The organism is Bradyrhizobium sp. 482_C4_N1_8 (genome assembly GCF_052075965.1).
GTDB lineage: Bacteria > Pseudomonadota > Alphaproteobacteria > Rhizobiales > Xanthobacteraceae > Bradyrhizobium > Bradyrhizobium barranii.
Genome location: NZ_CP197231.1, coordinates 3,583,055 through 3,598,888 on the forward strand (window position 1 = coordinate 3,583,055; position 15,834 = coordinate 3,598,888).

The following is a 15,834-nucleotide window of genomic DNA, read 5'->3' on the forward strand; positions in this document are numbered from 1 at the left end:
TGCCGAGATAAGCATGCACGCCCGCAACCGAAAGCGAGTTTAGATCGATTTCAGGGATCAGGCCGCCTCGCGCGCCCGCCGGACGTCCGGTGGGGTGGCCTCGTCGACGAGGGCGGCGAGCGCCTCCACCGTCGTCATCACCTTCTGGCCTTCGCTGCCGAGCCGGCGGACGGAGACCGACTGCGTCTCGGCCTCCTTCTTCCCGCACACGAGCAGCGCCGGAATCTTGGCCAGCGAGTGCTCGCGGACCTTGTAGTTGATCTTCTCGTTGCGCAGGTCGATCTCGGCCCGGAGCCCCGCGCGCCGGACCTGTTCCAGCACCTGCTTGGCATACTCGTCGGCCTCCGAGGTGATGGTGGTGACCACCACCTGCACCGGGGACAGCCAGAGCGGGAAGTTGCCGGCATAGTGTTCGATCAGGATGCCGATGAAGCGCTCCATCGAGCCGCAGATCGCGCGATGCACCATCACCGGCGCCTTCTTGCCGCTGTCATGGTCGATGTAGAACGCGCCGAACCGCTCCGGCAGGTTGAAGTCGACCTGCGTGGTGCCGCACTGCCAGTCGCGGCCGATGGCGTCGCGCAGCACATATTCGAACTTCGGCCCGTAGAAGGCGCCTTCGCCCGGATTGATCTCGGTCTTGATGTGATTGTTCTGCGACTGGATCTCGCGCAGCACCGTCGCCATCACGCGCTCGGCGTGATCCCACATCGCATCGGTGCCGACGCGCTTCTCGGGCCGGGTCGAGAGCTTCACCGTGAGATCGCCGGTGAAACCGAAATCGGCATAGGTCGACAGAATGAGATCGTTGATCTTGAGGCACTCGTCGGCGAGCTGATCTTCCATGCAGAAGACGTGCGCGTCGTCCTGAGTGAAGCCGCGCACACGCATCAGGCCATGCATGGCGCCGGAGGGCTCATAGCGATGCACCACGCCGAACTCGGCGAGGCGCAACGGCAGGTCGCGGTAGCTCTTCAGGCCGTGCTTGAAGATCTGCACGTGGCCGGGGCAGTTCATCGGCTTCAGCGCAAACCAGCGCTTGTCTTCGGCCTCGTCACCGGCGGACTGCGCCGCGAACATGTTCTCGCGATACCAGCCCCAATGGCCCGAGGTCTCCCACAAGGACTTGTCGAGGATCTGCGGCGCATTGACCTCGCTGTAGTCGCCGGCGAGGCGCCGGCGCATATAGGCGATCAGCTGCTGGAAGATGGTCCAGCCCTTGGCGTGCCAGAACACGACGCCCGGACCTTCTTCCTGGAAGTGGAAGAGGTCGAGCTCGCGCCCGAGCTTGCGATGGTCGCGCTTTTCGGCTTCCTCGATCTGCTTCAGATAAGCGTCGAGGTCCTCCTGCTTCGCGAACGCCGTGCCGTAGATGCGGGTCAGCATCGGGTTGTTGCTGTCGCCGCGCCAATAGGCGCCGGCCACCTTCATCAGCTTGAAGGCGTTGCCGACCTTGCCGGTCGAGGTCATGTGCGGGCCGCGACAGAGATCGAACCAGTCGCCCTGGTAGTAGATCTTGATCGGCTCGTTGCCGGGAATGGCGTCGACCAGCTCGACCTTGAACGCCTCGCCCTTGTCGCGGAACACCTGCTTGGTCTTCTCGCGGTCCCAGACTTCCTTGGTGAAAGGTTTGTCGCGCGCGATGATCTCGCGCATCTTCTTCTCGATTGCGGCAAAATCTTCCGGCGTGAACGGCTCGTTGCGGAAGAAGTCGTAGTAGAAGCCGTTCTCGATCACGGGACCGATGGTGACTTGCGTGCCGGGCCACAGCGTCTGCACGGCTTCCGCGAGCACGTGGGCGCAGTCGTGGCGGATCAGCTCGAGCGCGCGCGGATCGTCGCGGTTGATCAGCTCGATCTTGGCATCGGCTTCGATGGGATCGTCGAGGTCGGCGACCTCGCCGTCGAGCGCCATCGCGACCGTGCGCTTGGCCAGCGACGGCGAAATGCCCTTGGCGATCTCGAGGCCGGTGATGCTCTTGGCGTATTCGCGCCGGGCGCCGTCGGGGAAGGTGAGGGTGATCTTTTCGGGCGGGGTCACGGGTCTCAGATTGCTGAGGCTGTATTGAAAGCCGGATTCGGATTTGGGCTGGTCGGTCATGCTTTTCTCCTGAGGCTCACTCCTGCGAACGAGCGCAGGTAAGCGGGAACGAGCGATATATCAGGCGATTCGGCCTGTGCAATCCGGCATTTCCAAGAAAGTCGCGCGCAAAAGCTTGGGCGATACTCCAACTATTTCGCAACGCGCCCTTTAACTGGTCGCAGGCCTGCTCTACATGCATTTGCATGGAAAATCCGCCCGCCGCCGGCCGTTTCACCGCAACCGCCCTGATGCTCGGCAATCTCGTCACCGGCTGCTCGGTGCTGGCACCGGCGGGGATGCTGCCGGAATTGGCAACGGGGCTCGACGTCAGCATTCACGCGGCCGGGCTGCTGATCACCTTCGGTGCGGTCACGCTATGCATCGGCTCGCCGCTGACGGCTTGGCTCACCAGCCGCATCGACCGCAGGACGCTGCTCGCGACGACACTGGCGGTGCTGGCGCTGGGCAATCTCGCTTCGGCCTTTGCGCCCGATTACACGAGCCTCCTCATCATTCGCCTGCTGATGCTGGCGGTCGGCGCGCTCTACACGCCGCAGGCTGCGGGCACGGCGGCGCTGATCGTGCCGGTGAAGCGGCGGGGCAGCACCATCGCCTACATCTTTCTCGGCTGGTCGTTAGCTGCGGCCGTCGGTCTTCCGCTGATCACTTTCATCGCCAGCCGCTACGGCTGGCGCGCGGCCTATGGCGGGATCGGCGCGCTCGGTTGCATCAGCTTCCTGTTGTTGCTGCTGCGCCTGCCGGCGGGATTGAAGGGCACGCCTGTTGACCTGAAGACCTGGAGCGCGGTCGGCCGCAGCAGGACGATCCTGCTGCTGCTTGCGATCACGATGCTGCAAATGTCCGGGCAGTTCGTGGTGTTCACCTTCATGGGTCCGCTGCTCAAGAAGCTGACCGAGGCGAGCCCGGATGCAATCGGCATGGTGTTCGGCATCTACGGCGTTTGCGGTTTCCTCGGCGTCGTCATCGCGACCCGCATCGTCGACACCTGGGGGCCTTATCGGACGTCGCTGCTGTTCACCTGCCTGCTGTTTGCGGGCATCACCGGCTGGGCGCTCGGTGCGGGGAGCCTGGTATTCATGGCGTTCGCGGTCGCGATCTGGGGCCTCGGCTTTGCCTCAACCAATTCGATGCAGCAAGTGCGGCTGGTCGCGGCTGCGCCGCCGCTCGCATCGGCGACCGTCGCGCTCAACACCTCCGTCCTCTATGTCGGCCAGGCTGTCGGCTCCGCCATCGGCGGGCTGCTGTTCGCCCGCGAACTGCTGCATCCGCTTGGTTTCGTCGCGGTCGGCTTCGTCGTCCTGGCGCTGATCCTCGTGGTTCTGACCCGGCCCCGGCCGGCTGCTGCCACCACGGCCTGAAGGGTGCGTTTTCCTATGCGCAAGGTGCTTGGCAAACCACGCGCGGGAGCGCTAGAAGGCGAGGCATGGGGACCAAAGAGAGTTGACTGACATGAGGATGATTCTGGCGGTTGCCGCGGTGCTCTATTCAGCCTCCGCGTTTGCACAAACCGACAAGCCACCCATGGTGGGGGACAAGCCGCTGGTGCAGGTCACGCCCAAGGGGACCAAAGAGGCCGCGGCCAAGCCGGCCGCTGCGCCGAAGGGCAAACCGCAGTCGATTGCGGCCCGGCTCCAGGCCTGCCTCGACCTCGATGACGGCACCAAGGACCGCCTCAACTGCTACGACGCCGTGATCGCGCCGCAGCCGAAGCCGAAACCGGCGAAGGCCAAGGGTTACGCCGATTGCCGCTTCTTCAAGGAAGAGGACGAGCGGCTGGCCTGCTTCAACGGCTTCGCCGAGAGCATTCCGAAGCTGCCCAAGACCTGAACATCAAGACCTGACCATCAATACCTGAAGATCAAGAGCCGAGGTCTGGAAGCCGGACGGCTAGTCGCTGATCCGGCTGAGCACGGCCCTGAACGCAACGCCCGGCACCTGCAGCGCGGTGCCTTCGAATTCCGCCGTGTCGCCGTCCTCACGGCCGGCCAGCGTCAGCGTGATCCTGTCGTGCCCGAACAGCGGCTTGAAGGACGGATCGTCGTTGTAGCGCTGGGTCGAAATCTTGACCTTGATGCTGTCGCCCTCCCCGACGGAGGTCCCGATGAAAGCGAAGGCGGAATTGCCGCCGCGCATCTTGCCATCCGTCACATAGACGACGCCGCAGCCGGTTCCATGAACCGTGTGGAAGTCGACCTTATACAGTCCCTGACGCACCGTCTGTCCCCGCAGAATTCAAGCTAAAACTTGGCCGGCAAATTATGAGCGTTGCCAGCGGAAGCAATCCGGTGGCTCCCGGGGATGTCGGCCATCAACATCACATTTTGATCAAAGCCTGCGGCAATTGCGGGCAGCGCGGCCAAATGCCGGCGCGCGCAATATCGGCTAGCGGCTCGATGCGGCCGGATTGGTGGACGCAACGCGCGTCAGCGCCAACGACGGCGTCGCCGACATCTTCACGAGCACGTCCTTGAGCGGGTCCCGGGTCCAGGCGCGCGTCACATAATCACGATGCGTGATGCCGTCGCCGGTTTCGACGAACACCACGCTGCCGGGACGGAGCGGCCCGTCCATGTCCTCGGAGACGCTGATGCCCTTTTGCCGCAACATGCTCATCAGCTCGCGGTCGCGCCGCGCGGTGTAGCGGGTGTAGGAGCTGACGAAGAAGCCGGAGCGGTGGCTCTCGATCCAGGAGGCGAACTTGTCCATTTCGCCGTAGACGGCATCGAGCAGGACGACGCCGCGGACGCGGTCGCTGATGCCGCCGACCTCGAGGCTCCAGGCCGTCGGCAGGAAGCCGCCGCTATAGCCGACGATCACGATCGGCATGTTGGCGAAGGCGCGGGCGTTGTTGGGATCGCCGGTGAGCCGGGCCAGATGGGCCGCCGACTCTTCCATGAAGCGCTTGAGGCCGCCCGCCTGCCAGAACTTGCCGGCGCTGGAATCGGCGGCATCGACCGCCATCTGCGGCGCCAGCAGGATGGCGTTGGCGCCGGAATCGGTGACCTGCTGCGGTACGAGTTGGCGGTCGCGCACGTCGCGCTCCAGCGTTGCGCCGTTGCCGTGGAAGAACACCACGATCACGCCGGGCTTGCGCACGTCGAAATGCTCGGGCACGTGCATCAGCACGCGGCTGTCGCTGTAAGTCTCGTCCTGCCAGTAGACGCGCCCGGAATAGCTGCGGTGGCCGCGGCGATCGCCCTTGGAGATGTTGAGGAACGGCGCGTCGGAGGCGGGGTTGTTGCCGAAATAGGGGAAGGCCGACGATTTCATGCTGACGAGTGTCGTCAGGTCTTCACGTGCCGGACGCTGGTAGGGGATTTGCGGTGCGAGCGAGGCGACCTTGTACGGCGCCTGCTCCGGCTGAGGCTGCTGCTGGACGGCGCGTTTGGGCGAGAAGTCCGACATCTGCCGTTGCAGAAGACTCTCGCTCGCCGACGGGAAGCGCTCCTTGAATTGCGGGGCGGGGAAGCGATCCTCGAACGTGTCGCTGCTTGCGACCTGAGGATTGGTCTTCGCGACGATTTGGACGTTGGCCTGCGAGTTCGCCGCGAGCGCCGCCGGGTTGGGAGCCCTGCCACATTGAACCAGCGTGAGCGACAGCGGCACCAAGGCTGAGACCAGCGCGATCCGGCGCGCACCACTGCGCGCGCCGGACAGCGTCCGATCAGCACGAATGTCAGCTCTCAATTTCAGAGCGGCCCCGACCATCCACCCATGACCCCAAGTCATGTCCACGAGCCCAGCGGCAATATTCAAGCTAATTGAGCCGACTGGCGTTTAGGCGACGTTAAGTGTCCGGAGAAACTTCCCCAAATCCGGAATGGCTCAAGGGGACCATGCAATCGTGTCCTGATTGTGGGGGTGCGAAACGGGATTCTCAGGTGTTTGCGGGCCTTTGTTGCCCAGGATCGTGCACAAAAGGTGCCGCAATACCGATTCCATGCGCCTCATTTAACCCTTGTTAACCCTGCTTGAATTGACTGGACCAGACTGCACGATGCTCTCCACGACACGTGACGCCTGAGGTTGAGGACCCCGATGACGGCATCAGATGCGGGACCCGCGCCCTGGACCGGCCGGCTGACGGGAAGCGGGCCGGGGGTCTCCGTTCTGGTCGCAACCGCCATCGTCGTTGCCGACATGATCGGGGTCGGCGTCTTCACCAGCCTCGGCTTCCAGGTCAAGGACATCCCGTCCGGCTTCTCGATCCTGTTGCTCTGGACCGTCGGCGGCATCGTCGCGCTGTGCGGGGTGTTCTCCTACAGCGAGCTCGGCGCCATGTTTCCGCGCTCGAGCGGCGAGTACAATTTCCTCGGCCGCGCCTACCATCCCGCCTTCGGCTTTCTCGCCGGCTGGGTCTCGGCGACAGTTGGCTTCGCAGCGCCTGTCGCGCTTGCGGCGATGGCGTTCGGCGAATACGCGAAATCGGTCGTCCCCGATCTGCCGCCGATCCCGCTTGCCATCGGCGTGGTGTGGCTGGTCTCGATCGTGCAATTGACCGGTGTCAGGCACTCCTCGACCTTCCAGTTGATCTCGACCATCCTCAAGGTCGTGCTGATCGTCGCCTTCCTGCTCGCCGGCTTCGTCATCGGCACGCCGCAGCCGATTGTCTTCACGCCGCAGCCGGGTGATCTCGCGCATATCGTCAGCGCGCCCTTCGCGATCGGGCTCGTCTTCGTGATGTACTCGTTCTCGGGCTGGAATGCCGCGACCTACATCATCGGCGAGATGAACATGCCGCAGCGCGATCTGCCGCGCGCGCTGCTCGCGGGCACGCTGATCGTGCTCGTCCTGTACGTCGCGCTGAATGCGGTGTTTCTCTACTCGACGCCGGTCAGTGCGCTGGCCGGCCAGCTCGACGTTGCCAGCGTCGCGGGCAGCGCGATCTTCGGCAGCCTCGGCGGCCGGATCGTCGGTGCGATGATCTGCGTCGGCCTGATCTCCTCGATCAGCGCGATGATGTGGATCGGCCCGCGCGTGATGATGACGATGGGCGAGGACATTCCGGCCCTGCGCGTGTTCTCGAAGCGATCGGTGAGCGGCGCGCCGGCCTATGCCATCCTGTTTCAGCTTGCCGTCGCCAATCTGCTGTTGTTCACGCGCAGCTTCGAGGCGGTGCTCGACTTCATCCAGTTCGCGCTGTTGTTCTGTTCGTTCTTCACGGTCGCCGGCGTCGTCAAGCTGCGCATCACCGATCCCGACCTGCCGCGGCCCTATCGCGCATGGGGATACCCGTTCACGCCGCTCGTTTTCCTGCTCGTGACCGCGTTCATGATGTACTGCCTGTTGACCGAGCGGCCGGTGCAGTCGCTGGCGGGGATGCTGCTCATGCTCTCGGGCCTGTTGATCTATGCTGTTTTCCGCAGGCGGCCGGTCGCCGCTGGTACGTCATCACACCGCGAATAGACATGTTTCGACCCATGAGAATTGCGGCCGTCGCTCTTGCCCTGCTGGCCGCGGCCGTCTCGTCTGCACGTGCCGCCGACGTCACCTTCGATGATACCGCGCGCTTTCTCGCGGGCATGCAGCCTTCGCCGGACTCGCCGCTGGTGCCCCTCACCAAAGACCCGGGCTGGCAGCGCCACGCAAAATTCTTCGACGGCGCCTTCGCCCAGCTCGAGCAGCGGCAGCTCTCGAAGATCCGCAATTGGGCCGACGTCAATCTGGCCGCGCCCCGGCCGACCATGTTCTACTTGTTCAGCGGCCCCGACTTCCTCTACGCCGATGCGTTCTACTCCAAGGCCAGCACCTATGTGCTCGGCGCGCTGGAGCCGGTCGGCGCGGTGCCTGACCTGACGCGGCTGCCGCGCGGCTCGGTCGGTGCCGCGCTCTACAATGTCGAGCGTTCGCTCGGCTCGATCCTGAGCTTCTCCTTCTTCATCACCAAGCACATGAAGGTCGACCTGCACGCCAACCAGGTCAACGGCACGTTGCCGATCCTCTATGTCTTCCTCGCGCGCTCCGGCAAGACCATCCGCAATGTCGAGATGATCGCGCTCGACGACAAAGGCGGGGTGCATACGGGAGGCGACAATCCGGGACGGAACGCGACGCGCGGTGTCCGCATCACCTTTGCCGGAAGCGACGGCGAGGCGCGCACGCTGTACTATTTCTCGACCGATCTCTCCAATGCCAGCGCGCGCAACACGGGATTTCTGAAATTCTGCGAGACGCTCGGGCCCGGCAACAGCCTGCTCAAGAGCGCGTCCTATCTCCTGCACAAGGGCGACTTCTCCGTCGCTCGCAACTGGCTGCTGGCCAACAGCGCGACCATCATCCAGGACGATTCCGGCATTCCGCTTGCGAACTACAATGCGCAACAGTGGCGGTTCTTCCCGTTCGGCCGCTATCTCGGACCGATCGACGAATTCCCCGGCCGCTACCAGGAGCGCTACGCCGAACTGTTCACGCGCGCCCAGCCGATCGATTTCGGCGTCGGCTATCGCTGGCGGACGCATGAATCGAACTTGCTGCTGTCGGTGAGGGTGCCGGGAAGCGAGACCGCGCCGGCTGCGGAGACCACCTCGTCCGCCGAGCCGTCGCCAAAGCCGCCGCGTCCGAAGCGGCTGCGTCCGCCCGAGTCGATCCCGCCACCGCCCGGGCGCTTTTTCTGGTTTCGTTAGGTTGCCTGTTGAGGCGGGTGTCACGCGCTCCGGGCGATGACAACCAGCCGTACGAACGCGAACGCCATCTGATGATATGTCGCCAAACCCGATGCGGATCGGTTGGTGCTCGATCTCTAACGTCCAGCCTACCAGTGCACGCTCTGGCTCGGCACGATGAAGGCCGTGGTGCTCGGCGCCGTGGCAAGGCTCGTTGCCAGATACCAGCCGGAGCCGACCACGAGCGCCAGCAGCGCAATGATGGCAATCATGTCGAGGGTTCTGGGGTCGTGATGCCCTCTGGAACCAGGATGTGGACCAAGCCTGAAGTGAAGAGGGCTGATTTTCCAGCGCATTCTTGTTTCCTCCCGTAGGAGCATCACAACAACGCGAGGGGGAAGTTCCGGTTCCATTCAAGGCAGCGATGCGCGAAGCGCCGCGGCGTTCCTGGTGATATTCAGGATGCGTTGACGCCGCGCCACCTGCCATAGCGCCAGGGCAGATACCAGCGCGCGCCTTGCGGTGCGCTGAGGGGCACGTTGTCGATTCCCGATGTGCCGAAAGGATTGCAGCGAAGCAGTCGCGCGAGCGTCATCCAGCCGCCGGCCCACAGGCCGAACCGCTCGATCGCCTCGTCGCCATAGACGGAGCAGGTCGGCAGGTGCCGGCAATTGTAGCCGACCAGCGGCGAGAGCGTGTGGCGGTAGAGCCAGATCAATGCGCGGCCGAATCGGCGCGGGAGCCGGAGCGCGCCCTCGATGGGAGTGGAACAGTGCTCGCAGGTTGAATGCTTCATGGGCGCTGTGCTGCGATCGTGAGCGACGTATTGCGCGGTTCCGGCGCAGGGAACCGCAAGTTGTTGTTTCTGCGCCATATTTCCCGTGCTTTTTGGGAGCAGTGCAGCAAGTACCTGTGGACGATCTGTATTCCCCCGGATACCATTTTTATGACGACCGTGTGTAGAAACATACGCCCGTATGATGGACTCAGAGGGCGCTACCGAGGACTGTTGGGGAACCTTTGGGGCTTGGGGAAGGAACCAGATTGAGACTTCTGAACTCCCTCGATCGTCGCGGTTGGTTGTTGCTTGGGGCAGCCGCACTTGGCGCCGCACTCTTCGGAGCTGTGGCCACGACCGGCACAACGGCTCATGCCGGTGCCGCCCTCGAAGAGCGCAAGCTGCCGATGAAGTTCAACTGGGTCGCCTGCGACCCGAACTGCCGCGGCTGGGTCAGCGCGGTCGGCATCATCACCGCCGATACGCCGAGGGATTTCGAGGAGTTTTCGCGCGGACGCCAACTTGGCGGCGCGACCGTGGTGCTCGACTCCAGCGGCGGTTCCGTCAACGACGCGATCACGCTCGGCCGGCGCTTCCGCAATCTTGGACTTTCGACCACCGTCGGCATCAGCGTTCAGAACCGCAGCGGGCAGTCGGCCCGTCCGGCGGTTGCGCCCGAAGCCTATTGCGAATCCATGTGCGTGTTCCTGCTGCTGGCCGGCAAGAAGCGCTACGTGCCGGAAGCAGCTCACGTCCGGGTCCACCAGATCTGGATGGGCGATCGTGCCGACGATGCCAAGGCGGCGAGCTACAGCGCGCAGGACCTGATGATCGTGGAGCGCGACATCGGCCGGCTCGCCAAATACACGTTCGATATGGGCGGCGCCGGCGACTTGCTCTCGCTCGCGCTGAGCGTGCCGCCGTGGGAAGATCTGCACGAGCTGGATGCTGGCGAGCTGAAGCTCACCAATCTCGTCACCACCAACCTGGTGGCCGACGTGCTGCCACATGTGGACGTCGCTGCGCCCGCGGTGGCGGAACTTGCACCGAAGACCCAGGCGAGGTTCGGCGCGGAAGCGGAACCGCAGCCTGTCAAGTCGACCAAGACGGCGGAAGCCGTGGTGCCGACCGGTGCGGCGCAAAGCGCGGGCTCGCAGAAGTAGGATTTCCCTGATCGTCATGCCGGCGCGTGCGCCGGAATGACCTCGGCCAAATCAGCCCTGCGCCGCGGCCGGCTGCTTGGCTTTCGCCTCGATCTGGCCGATGGCATCGACCACGGCATCGAAGGTCAGGAGGGTCGAGGCGTGTCGCGCCTTGTAGTCGCGGACCGGCTCGAGGAATTTGATCTCTTCCCATTTGCCTTCAGGAGGCGCGCCGTTCTCCTTGAGCATCTTGCGAACGGTTTCGCGTAACTCGCGGAGTTCGCTCGCGGTCGAGCCGACGACGCGACTTGCCATGATGGATGAAGAGGCTTGTCCGAGGGCACAGGCCTTCACGTCATGGGCGAAGTCGGTGACCTTGTCGCCCTCCATCTTGAGGTCGATCTTCACGGTCGAGCCGCACAATTTGGAGTGGGCGGTGGCGGTGGCGTCGGGGTCCGGCAGCCGTCCGAGGCGTGGAATATTCCCGGCCAGTTCGATGATCCGCTTGTTATAGATGTCGTTCAGCATGTGATGGAGTCCAACACTTCCGCACCGGATCGGCCTTGGCGGGCGCCGCCCACGGTCCTATATAGGGGCGGAACTGGCGGAAAAACAGTCCAGCGGTGCGGCGGCAGCGGTCCAGATCTGCGCTGCCAGCGTGATGACCCAAAGGACCTTTTTCGTCAAAACTGTTCTCTTCAGGCGTCCGGCGGCTTGCCGCCCCGTCTGCCGGTGACACTCCGGCCGCGAGGCCGTCGAACGGAGTAGACATGGACGCTACGATCAAATCCATCCGCCCGGGCAAGCCCTCCGACCGCCAGCCCGAGAGCCGCCCGGCTGAGCTTGACCCTGCCGAATTCCTCGCGGCCGCCGTCCGCGCCGACCAGCCGCGCCCCGCGCGCGCAGAGGCGGAAGCGGCGGTGAAGACGCTGCTCGCCTATATCGGCGAGAACACCGCGCGCGAAGGCTTGCTCGACACGCCGCGCCGTGTGGTCGAGGCCTTCGACGAGCTCTATCAGGGCTACCACCAGTGCCCGGCCGAGGTGCTCGACCGCACCTTCGGCGAGACGGCCGGCTATGACGACTTCGTGCTGGTGCGCGACATCGAGTTCACCTCGCAGTGCGAGCATCACATGATGCCGTTCTACGGCAAGGCGCACATCGCCTATACGCCGGTGGAACGCGTCGTCGGCCTGTCGAAGCTTGCGCGTCTGACCGACATCTTCGCCCGCAGGCTCCAGACCCAGGAGCACATGACGGCGCAGATCGCGGCGGCCATCGACGAGATCCTCAAGCCCCGCGGCGTTGCCGTGCTGATCGAGGCCGAGCATACCTGCATGTCGGTGCGAGGCGTTGCCAAGCATGGTGCCTCGACCTTCACCAGCCGCTTCACTGGCATGTTCCGCGACAATCCGGCGGAGCAAGCACGTTTCCTGTCCCTGGTGCGAGGCACGACGCGCTGACCTCGCGAAGGTCTATGTCCGCGTCATGCTCCAAGCGAGGACGCCCGTGTCCGCTCACTCCCATGAGATCGAGGAAGGCCTCGCCTTCCTGCCCAGGTTCGACGCTGCCGGCCTCGTGACCTGCGTGGCGACCGACGTTGCCACCGGTGATGTGCTCATGGTCGCGCACATGAACGACGAGGCGCTGCGCAAGACGATTGCGACCGGCGAGGCCTGGTACTTCAGCCGATCGCGCAATGCCTTGTGGCGAAAAGGTGAGACGTCGGGTCAGACCCAGCGCGTGGTCGAGATCCGCACCGATTGCGACCAGGACGCGGTCTGGATCCGTGTCGAGCAGATCGGCGCGGCCTGCCACACCGGCCGCCGGTCCTGCTTCTACCGCAAGGTCGAGGCCGAGGGCGGCGGCGCCAAGCTGGTCTTCATTGATGCGGACAGGTTGTTCGATCCGGACGCCGTCTACAAGAAATAGCCCGTCGTCACGCCGGGTTCGGGCCGGAATGACGGCGAACGGCCAGATTAACCCCGCATTAACCATACCTGTCCCACGGTGAGACGACAGGCGCCGAATTGCCGGCGTCGCTCAACGCCGCACGGGGCGGGCACTCCATCATGTCGGTCGACAATTCCAGTGCCTCTCAGACGACGGGTCTCGATCCGTCGCGGGCACGCGTCGCCGGCGCGATCAAGCAGGTCTCCAACCGGACGGGCGTCAGCTTTCAGTACATGCTGACGACCGCCAAGATGGAATCGGATTTCGATCCGACGGCGGGAGCCACCACGTCGTCCGCCCACGGGCTCTACCAGTTCATCGACCAGACCTGGCTGGGTACGGTGAAGGAGGCGGGCACCCAGCTCGGCTATGGCAATTATTCCGACGCCATCACCAGGACGTCGTCGGGCGGCTACGCGGTCGATGATCCCGCCATGAAGCGGTCGATCATGAAGCTGCGCGACGATCCGGAAGCCGCCTCCACCATGGCCGCAGCGCTGACGCAGTCGAACAGTTTCAAGCTCACCGGACTGCTCGGCCGCAGGCCGTCTGACAGCGAACTCTACATGGCGCATTTCATGGGTCTCGGCGGCGCCGCAAAGCTGATCGCCAATGCCGAGGACAATCCGCAAGCGGTCGGTGCGCGGCTGTTTCCTAACGCGGCCTCCGCAAACCGCTCGATCTTCTACGCCAGGGACGGCCGCGCCCGCAGCGTCTCCGAGGTCTATTCGGTGCTCGACTCGCGCTACGCCAACGCGGCGAATTCGAAAGCGACCCGCAGCGCAATGGCGATGTATGGCGAATCGCCATCCACGACGCAGGTCGCAAGTGCCAACGGCGTGCAGCCCACCGCGCCTGTCATCGACAACGCCGCCTATCTGCAGACCTTTCCGGAGGCGCGCGGCGTGACGCCGGTGAGTGCGACGTCGTCGTCAACGGCTGCGGACAACACGCCGATCACACCCGCATTCCGCTCGATCTATCAGCCCGGCGATACCACGCAGCCGGTTTCGACCACGGTGCAGAAATTGTGGGGCAACAACGCCTCGCTTGCTTCGATCGCATCGGCGACGCCTGACGTGCGCCCGCCGCAACCGCTCGATCTCTTCAGCGATCGCAGCGGTACGTTCTCGAGCTGATCGTCGCGCGAATAACCCGCTCTCGTGTCCCGGACGCGTGGCAGGCGCCTTTGTTCCCTTAACAAAACGTCAATAAAACCAGCCAGTTATGGTGAACGCTTTGTTAAGCGTCGTGGTTTATTTTGTGTTGCAGGTGACAAGCCGTCACCGTTTTCGTTTGTTGTGTAAGCCGGAAGCAGCATGATTGTTCGGCAGTTCATCAATTGGATCAGGACGGCGCCCGCCGGCGAGCGGGCCGAGGCGACGCGGGCATTGGCCCGGGCCTGGCTGATCTCAGACCTTTCCCATGACGACCGTATCGCGGCCGAAGGCGCGCTCCTGATGCTGCTCGACGATCCCTCGCCGCTGGTGCGGCAGGCGATGGCCGAGGCCTTTGCGCGCAGCACGGATGCGCCGGCGTCGATCGTGCGGGCGCTGTCGGCGGACCAGCCGACCGTCGCGCTGCCCGTGCTCGAACATTCGCCGCTGCTGATCGACGCCGATCTCGTCGACATCGTCGCAACCGGCAATGACGAGGTGCAATGCGCGGTCGCCCGCCGCATCGCGTTGCCGGTGTCGGTCTGCGCCGCCATCGCCGAAGTCGGCTGCGCGGCGGCAGCCCTCGAGCTGATCGAAAATCCCCACGCCGAGCTCGCGCCGTTCTCCTGGAATCGCATCGTCGAGCGCCACGGCCATCTCGCCGCGATCCGCGAGGCGATGCTGGTGCTTGAGGATCTGCCGGCCGCGACGCGCGCCGCTCTGGTGGCCAAGCTCTCCGAGACCCTTGCACAATTCGTGGTGGCGCGGAACTGGCTGAGCGCCGATCGTGCCGAGCGCATCACGGTCGAGGCGCGCGACCGCTCGACCATGAACATCGCAGCGCGCTCGCGCGGCGAGGACATGCAGGGCCTCGTGCGCCACCTGCGCATCACGGGCCAGCTCACCGCCGGCCTCATCCTGCGCGCGCTGCTGTCGAGCAATCTCGATCTGTTCGACGCGGCACTCGCCGAACTCGCCGACCTGCCGCTGGCACGCGTCTGTGCGCTGCTGCACGACCGTGGCGGCAACAGCCTGCACGCGCTGCTCCGCCGCGCCGGACTTCCCGAGGCGACCTTCGCGGCGTTCCAGGTCGCACTCGATGCCTGCCACGAGCAAGGTTTTGTCGATACCGATGATGGCGCGGCGCGGCTGCGCCGGCGCATGGTCGAGCGCGTGCTCACCCATTGCGAGACCGACCGCGGCGCGACCGAACCGCTGATGGTCCTGCTCCGCCGCTTCGCCACGGAATCCGCGCGCGAAGAGGCAAGGTTGTTCTGCGACGAGCTCGTCGCGGATGACGCGCTCGATCCGATCTATGACGACCTGATCGCGGCGTAGCGAGACGCCGTAGGGTGGGCAAAGGCGCGTAGCGCCGTGCCCACCATTGATCCGCACGGCTTATATTAGTAGGTGGGCACGCTTCCGCCTTCGCTCTTCGAGCTACGGCGGACGAGTCGCTTTGCCCACCCTACGACACTTGCGCTCGCAATAACGAGAGGAGAGAGCGGGAGCCGCTACTCCGCCGGCACGATGCTCGGTGCCAAAATCACCTCGAGATGCTCGGGGCGGTCGCGGTTGGCGTGGGCGAGATAGTCGTCGGCGACCTTGCGCAGGCGGCGGCTGAGCTCGGCCGAGACGCTGATGCTGTCGAGCTTGGTGTTTTCATGCACGATGGCGAGGATGGCGTTGATGTGGTGCGTGAACAGCTCGGCCGGCACCTTGTCGAGATCGGGCGCGTGCTCGATGACGCGGCACAGGCTCTCCGCAACTCCCGCCGCCGCCGGATAGCCGAACGTCGCAGCGTCGCCCTTGATGTCATGCGCGGCGCGGAACAGCTCGTCGCGCCGCTCCTTGGTGAAGCCCTCATGGCGAACAGCGACGTAAGCGGCCGACAGACGATTGACCTCGGTCGTCATCCAGTCCTTGAACTCACTGGAGAGGCCCGCGAGCGCCTGCTCGGCGCGGGCGACCGGATCGTCCAGGTCCTTTTCTTCGACCCGGCGCAGAACCTTGCGCAGCGGATTGGGCTGCGTGATCACTTGGTGCGTGGCGAAGGCCGTGACCTCGATGTCCTTTGCGCCGTTCTTCGCCATGATGTC

16 protein-coding genes are annotated in these 15,834 nt (G+C 64.6%); 9 read left to right on the forward strand and 7 right to left on the reverse strand.

Going from position 1 to position 15,834, the window contains the following annotated elements:
• Positions 1 to 57: 57 nt before the first annotated feature.
• Positions 58 to 2,100 (reverse strand): threonine--tRNA ligase, encoded by a 2,043-nt coding sequence (gene thrS / locus AB7Z56_RS16785; RefSeq protein WP_166342400.1) that lies wholly within the window; start codon positions 2,098 to 2,100, stop codon positions 58 to 60.
• Between the two features lie 185 nt (positions 2,101 to 2,285).
• Here thrS and AB7Z56_RS16790 point away from each other — a divergent pair, with 185 nt between their 5' ends.
• Together AB7Z56_RS16790 and AB7Z56_RS16795 are read left to right on the forward strand one after the other, a co-directional pair.
• On the forward strand, positions 2,286 to 3,461 hold the full coding sequence (locus tag AB7Z56_RS16790) for an MFS transporter (RefSeq protein ID WP_166342399.1): 1,176 nt from the start codon (positions 2,286 to 2,288) through the stop codon (positions 3,459 to 3,461).
• A 91-nt stretch (positions 3,462 to 3,552) separates the two neighbouring features.
• Positions 3,553 to 3,930 carry a hypothetical protein gene (locus tag AB7Z56_RS16795; protein ID WP_028150242.1) on the forward strand — a complete coding sequence of 126 codons (378 nt, stop codon included), beginning with the start codon at positions 3,553 to 3,555 and terminating at the stop codon, positions 3,928 to 3,930.
• A 60-nt stretch (positions 3,931 to 3,990) separates the two neighbouring features.
• Here AB7Z56_RS16795 and AB7Z56_RS16800 read toward each other — a convergent pair whose 3' ends face one another.
• Both AB7Z56_RS16800 and AB7Z56_RS16805 read right to left on the reverse strand, forming a co-directional pair.
• Positions 3,991 to 4,317 (reverse strand): GrlR family regulatory protein, encoded by a 327-nt coding sequence (locus AB7Z56_RS16800; RefSeq protein ID WP_166342398.1) that lies wholly within the window; start codon positions 4,315 to 4,317, stop codon positions 3,991 to 3,993.
• A gap of 168 nt (positions 4,318 to 4,485) precedes the next feature.
• Entirely contained in the window at positions 4,486 to 5,811 is a 1,326-nt protein-coding gene (locus tag AB7Z56_RS16805; RefSeq protein WP_354124980.1) for an alpha/beta hydrolase, read from the reverse strand.
• Positions 5,812 to 6,141: 330 nt separating this feature from the next.
• Here AB7Z56_RS16805 and AB7Z56_RS16810 point away from each other — a divergent pair, with 330 nt between their 5' ends.
• Together AB7Z56_RS16810 and AB7Z56_RS16815 are read left to right on the forward strand one after the other, a co-directional pair.
• The gene (locus AB7Z56_RS16810; protein ID WP_441256369.1) at positions 6,142 to 7,509 is read left to right on the forward strand and encodes an APC family permease; all 1,368 of its coding nucleotides are present in this window, start codon (positions 6,142 to 6,144) and stop codon (positions 7,507 to 7,509) included.
• 14 nt (positions 7,510 to 7,523) lie between these two features.
• Positions 7,524 to 8,726, forward strand: coding sequence for a hypothetical protein (locus AB7Z56_RS16815; protein WP_063982514.1), 1,203 nt, complete (start codon positions 7,524 to 7,526; stop codon positions 8,724 to 8,726).
• Between the two features lie 128 nt (positions 8,727 to 8,854).
• Here the strand turns inward: AB7Z56_RS16815 and AB7Z56_RS16820 are convergent, their stop codons facing one another.
• Together AB7Z56_RS16820 and yidD are read right to left on the reverse strand one after the other, a co-directional pair.
• Entirely contained in the window at positions 8,855 to 9,061 is a 207-nt protein-coding gene (locus AB7Z56_RS16820) for a hypothetical protein (RefSeq protein ID WP_063986275.1), read from the reverse strand.
• 101 nt (positions 9,062 to 9,162) lie between these two features.
• On the reverse strand, positions 9,163 to 9,501 hold the full coding sequence (gene yidD / locus AB7Z56_RS16825; protein WP_063982515.1) for a membrane protein insertion efficiency factor YidD: 339 nt from the start codon (positions 9,499 to 9,501) through the stop codon (positions 9,163 to 9,165).
• Between the two features lie 248 nt (positions 9,502 to 9,749).
• Between yidD and AB7Z56_RS16830 the strand changes: the two genes are divergently transcribed.
• Positions 9,750 to 10,646 (forward strand): hypothetical protein, encoded by an 897-nt coding sequence (locus AB7Z56_RS16830; RefSeq protein WP_063982516.1) that lies wholly within the window; start codon positions 9,750 to 9,752, stop codon positions 10,644 to 10,646.
• Positions 10,647 to 10,697: 51 nt separating this feature from the next.
• On the opposite strand, the gene AB7Z56_RS16835 is transcribed toward AB7Z56_RS16830, so the two are convergent.
• Positions 10,698 to 11,153 carry an iron-sulfur cluster assembly scaffold protein gene (locus tag AB7Z56_RS16835; protein WP_014494348.1) on the reverse strand — a complete coding sequence of 152 codons (456 nt, stop codon included), beginning with the start codon at positions 11,151 to 11,153 and terminating at the stop codon, positions 10,698 to 10,700.
• Between the two features lie 242 nt (positions 11,154 to 11,395).
• On the opposite strand from AB7Z56_RS16835, the gene folE reads away from it, so the two are divergent.
• From folE to AB7Z56_RS16855, 4 genes are all read left to right on the forward strand, one after another.
• Positions 11,396 to 12,088: a GTP cyclohydrolase I FolE gene (gene folE, locus AB7Z56_RS16840; RefSeq protein WP_063982517.1), complete on the forward strand. Its 693-nt coding sequence runs from the start codon at positions 11,396 to 11,398 to the stop codon at positions 12,086 to 12,088.
• 46 nt (positions 12,089 to 12,134) lie between these two features.
• Positions 12,135 to 12,557: a phosphoribosyl-AMP cyclohydrolase gene (gene hisI / locus AB7Z56_RS16845; RefSeq protein ID WP_354238550.1), complete on the forward strand. Its 423-nt coding sequence runs from the start codon at positions 12,135 to 12,137 to the stop codon at positions 12,555 to 12,557.
• Positions 12,558 to 12,697: 140 nt separating this feature from the next.
• Positions 12,698 to 13,717 carry a lytic transglycosylase domain-containing protein gene (locus AB7Z56_RS16850; protein ID WP_441256370.1) on the forward strand — a complete coding sequence of 340 codons (1,020 nt, stop codon included), beginning with the start codon at positions 12,698 to 12,700 and terminating at the stop codon, positions 13,715 to 13,717.
• A 180-nt stretch (positions 13,718 to 13,897) separates the two neighbouring features.
• Complete coding sequence (locus AB7Z56_RS16855; RefSeq protein WP_208087502.1) at positions 13,898 to 15,073, forward strand: DUF2336 domain-containing protein; 1,176 nt, start codon at positions 13,898 to 13,900, stop codon at positions 15,071 to 15,073.
• A 176-nt stretch (positions 15,074 to 15,249) separates the two neighbouring features.
• On the opposite strand, the gene AB7Z56_RS16860 is transcribed toward AB7Z56_RS16855, so the two are convergent.
• A complete protein-coding gene (locus tag AB7Z56_RS16860; protein ID WP_166092296.1) occupies positions 15,250 to 15,828 on the reverse strand; it encodes an Hpt domain-containing protein in 579 nt (192 codons plus the stop codon).
• Positions 15,829 to 15,834 lie beyond the last annotated feature (6 nt).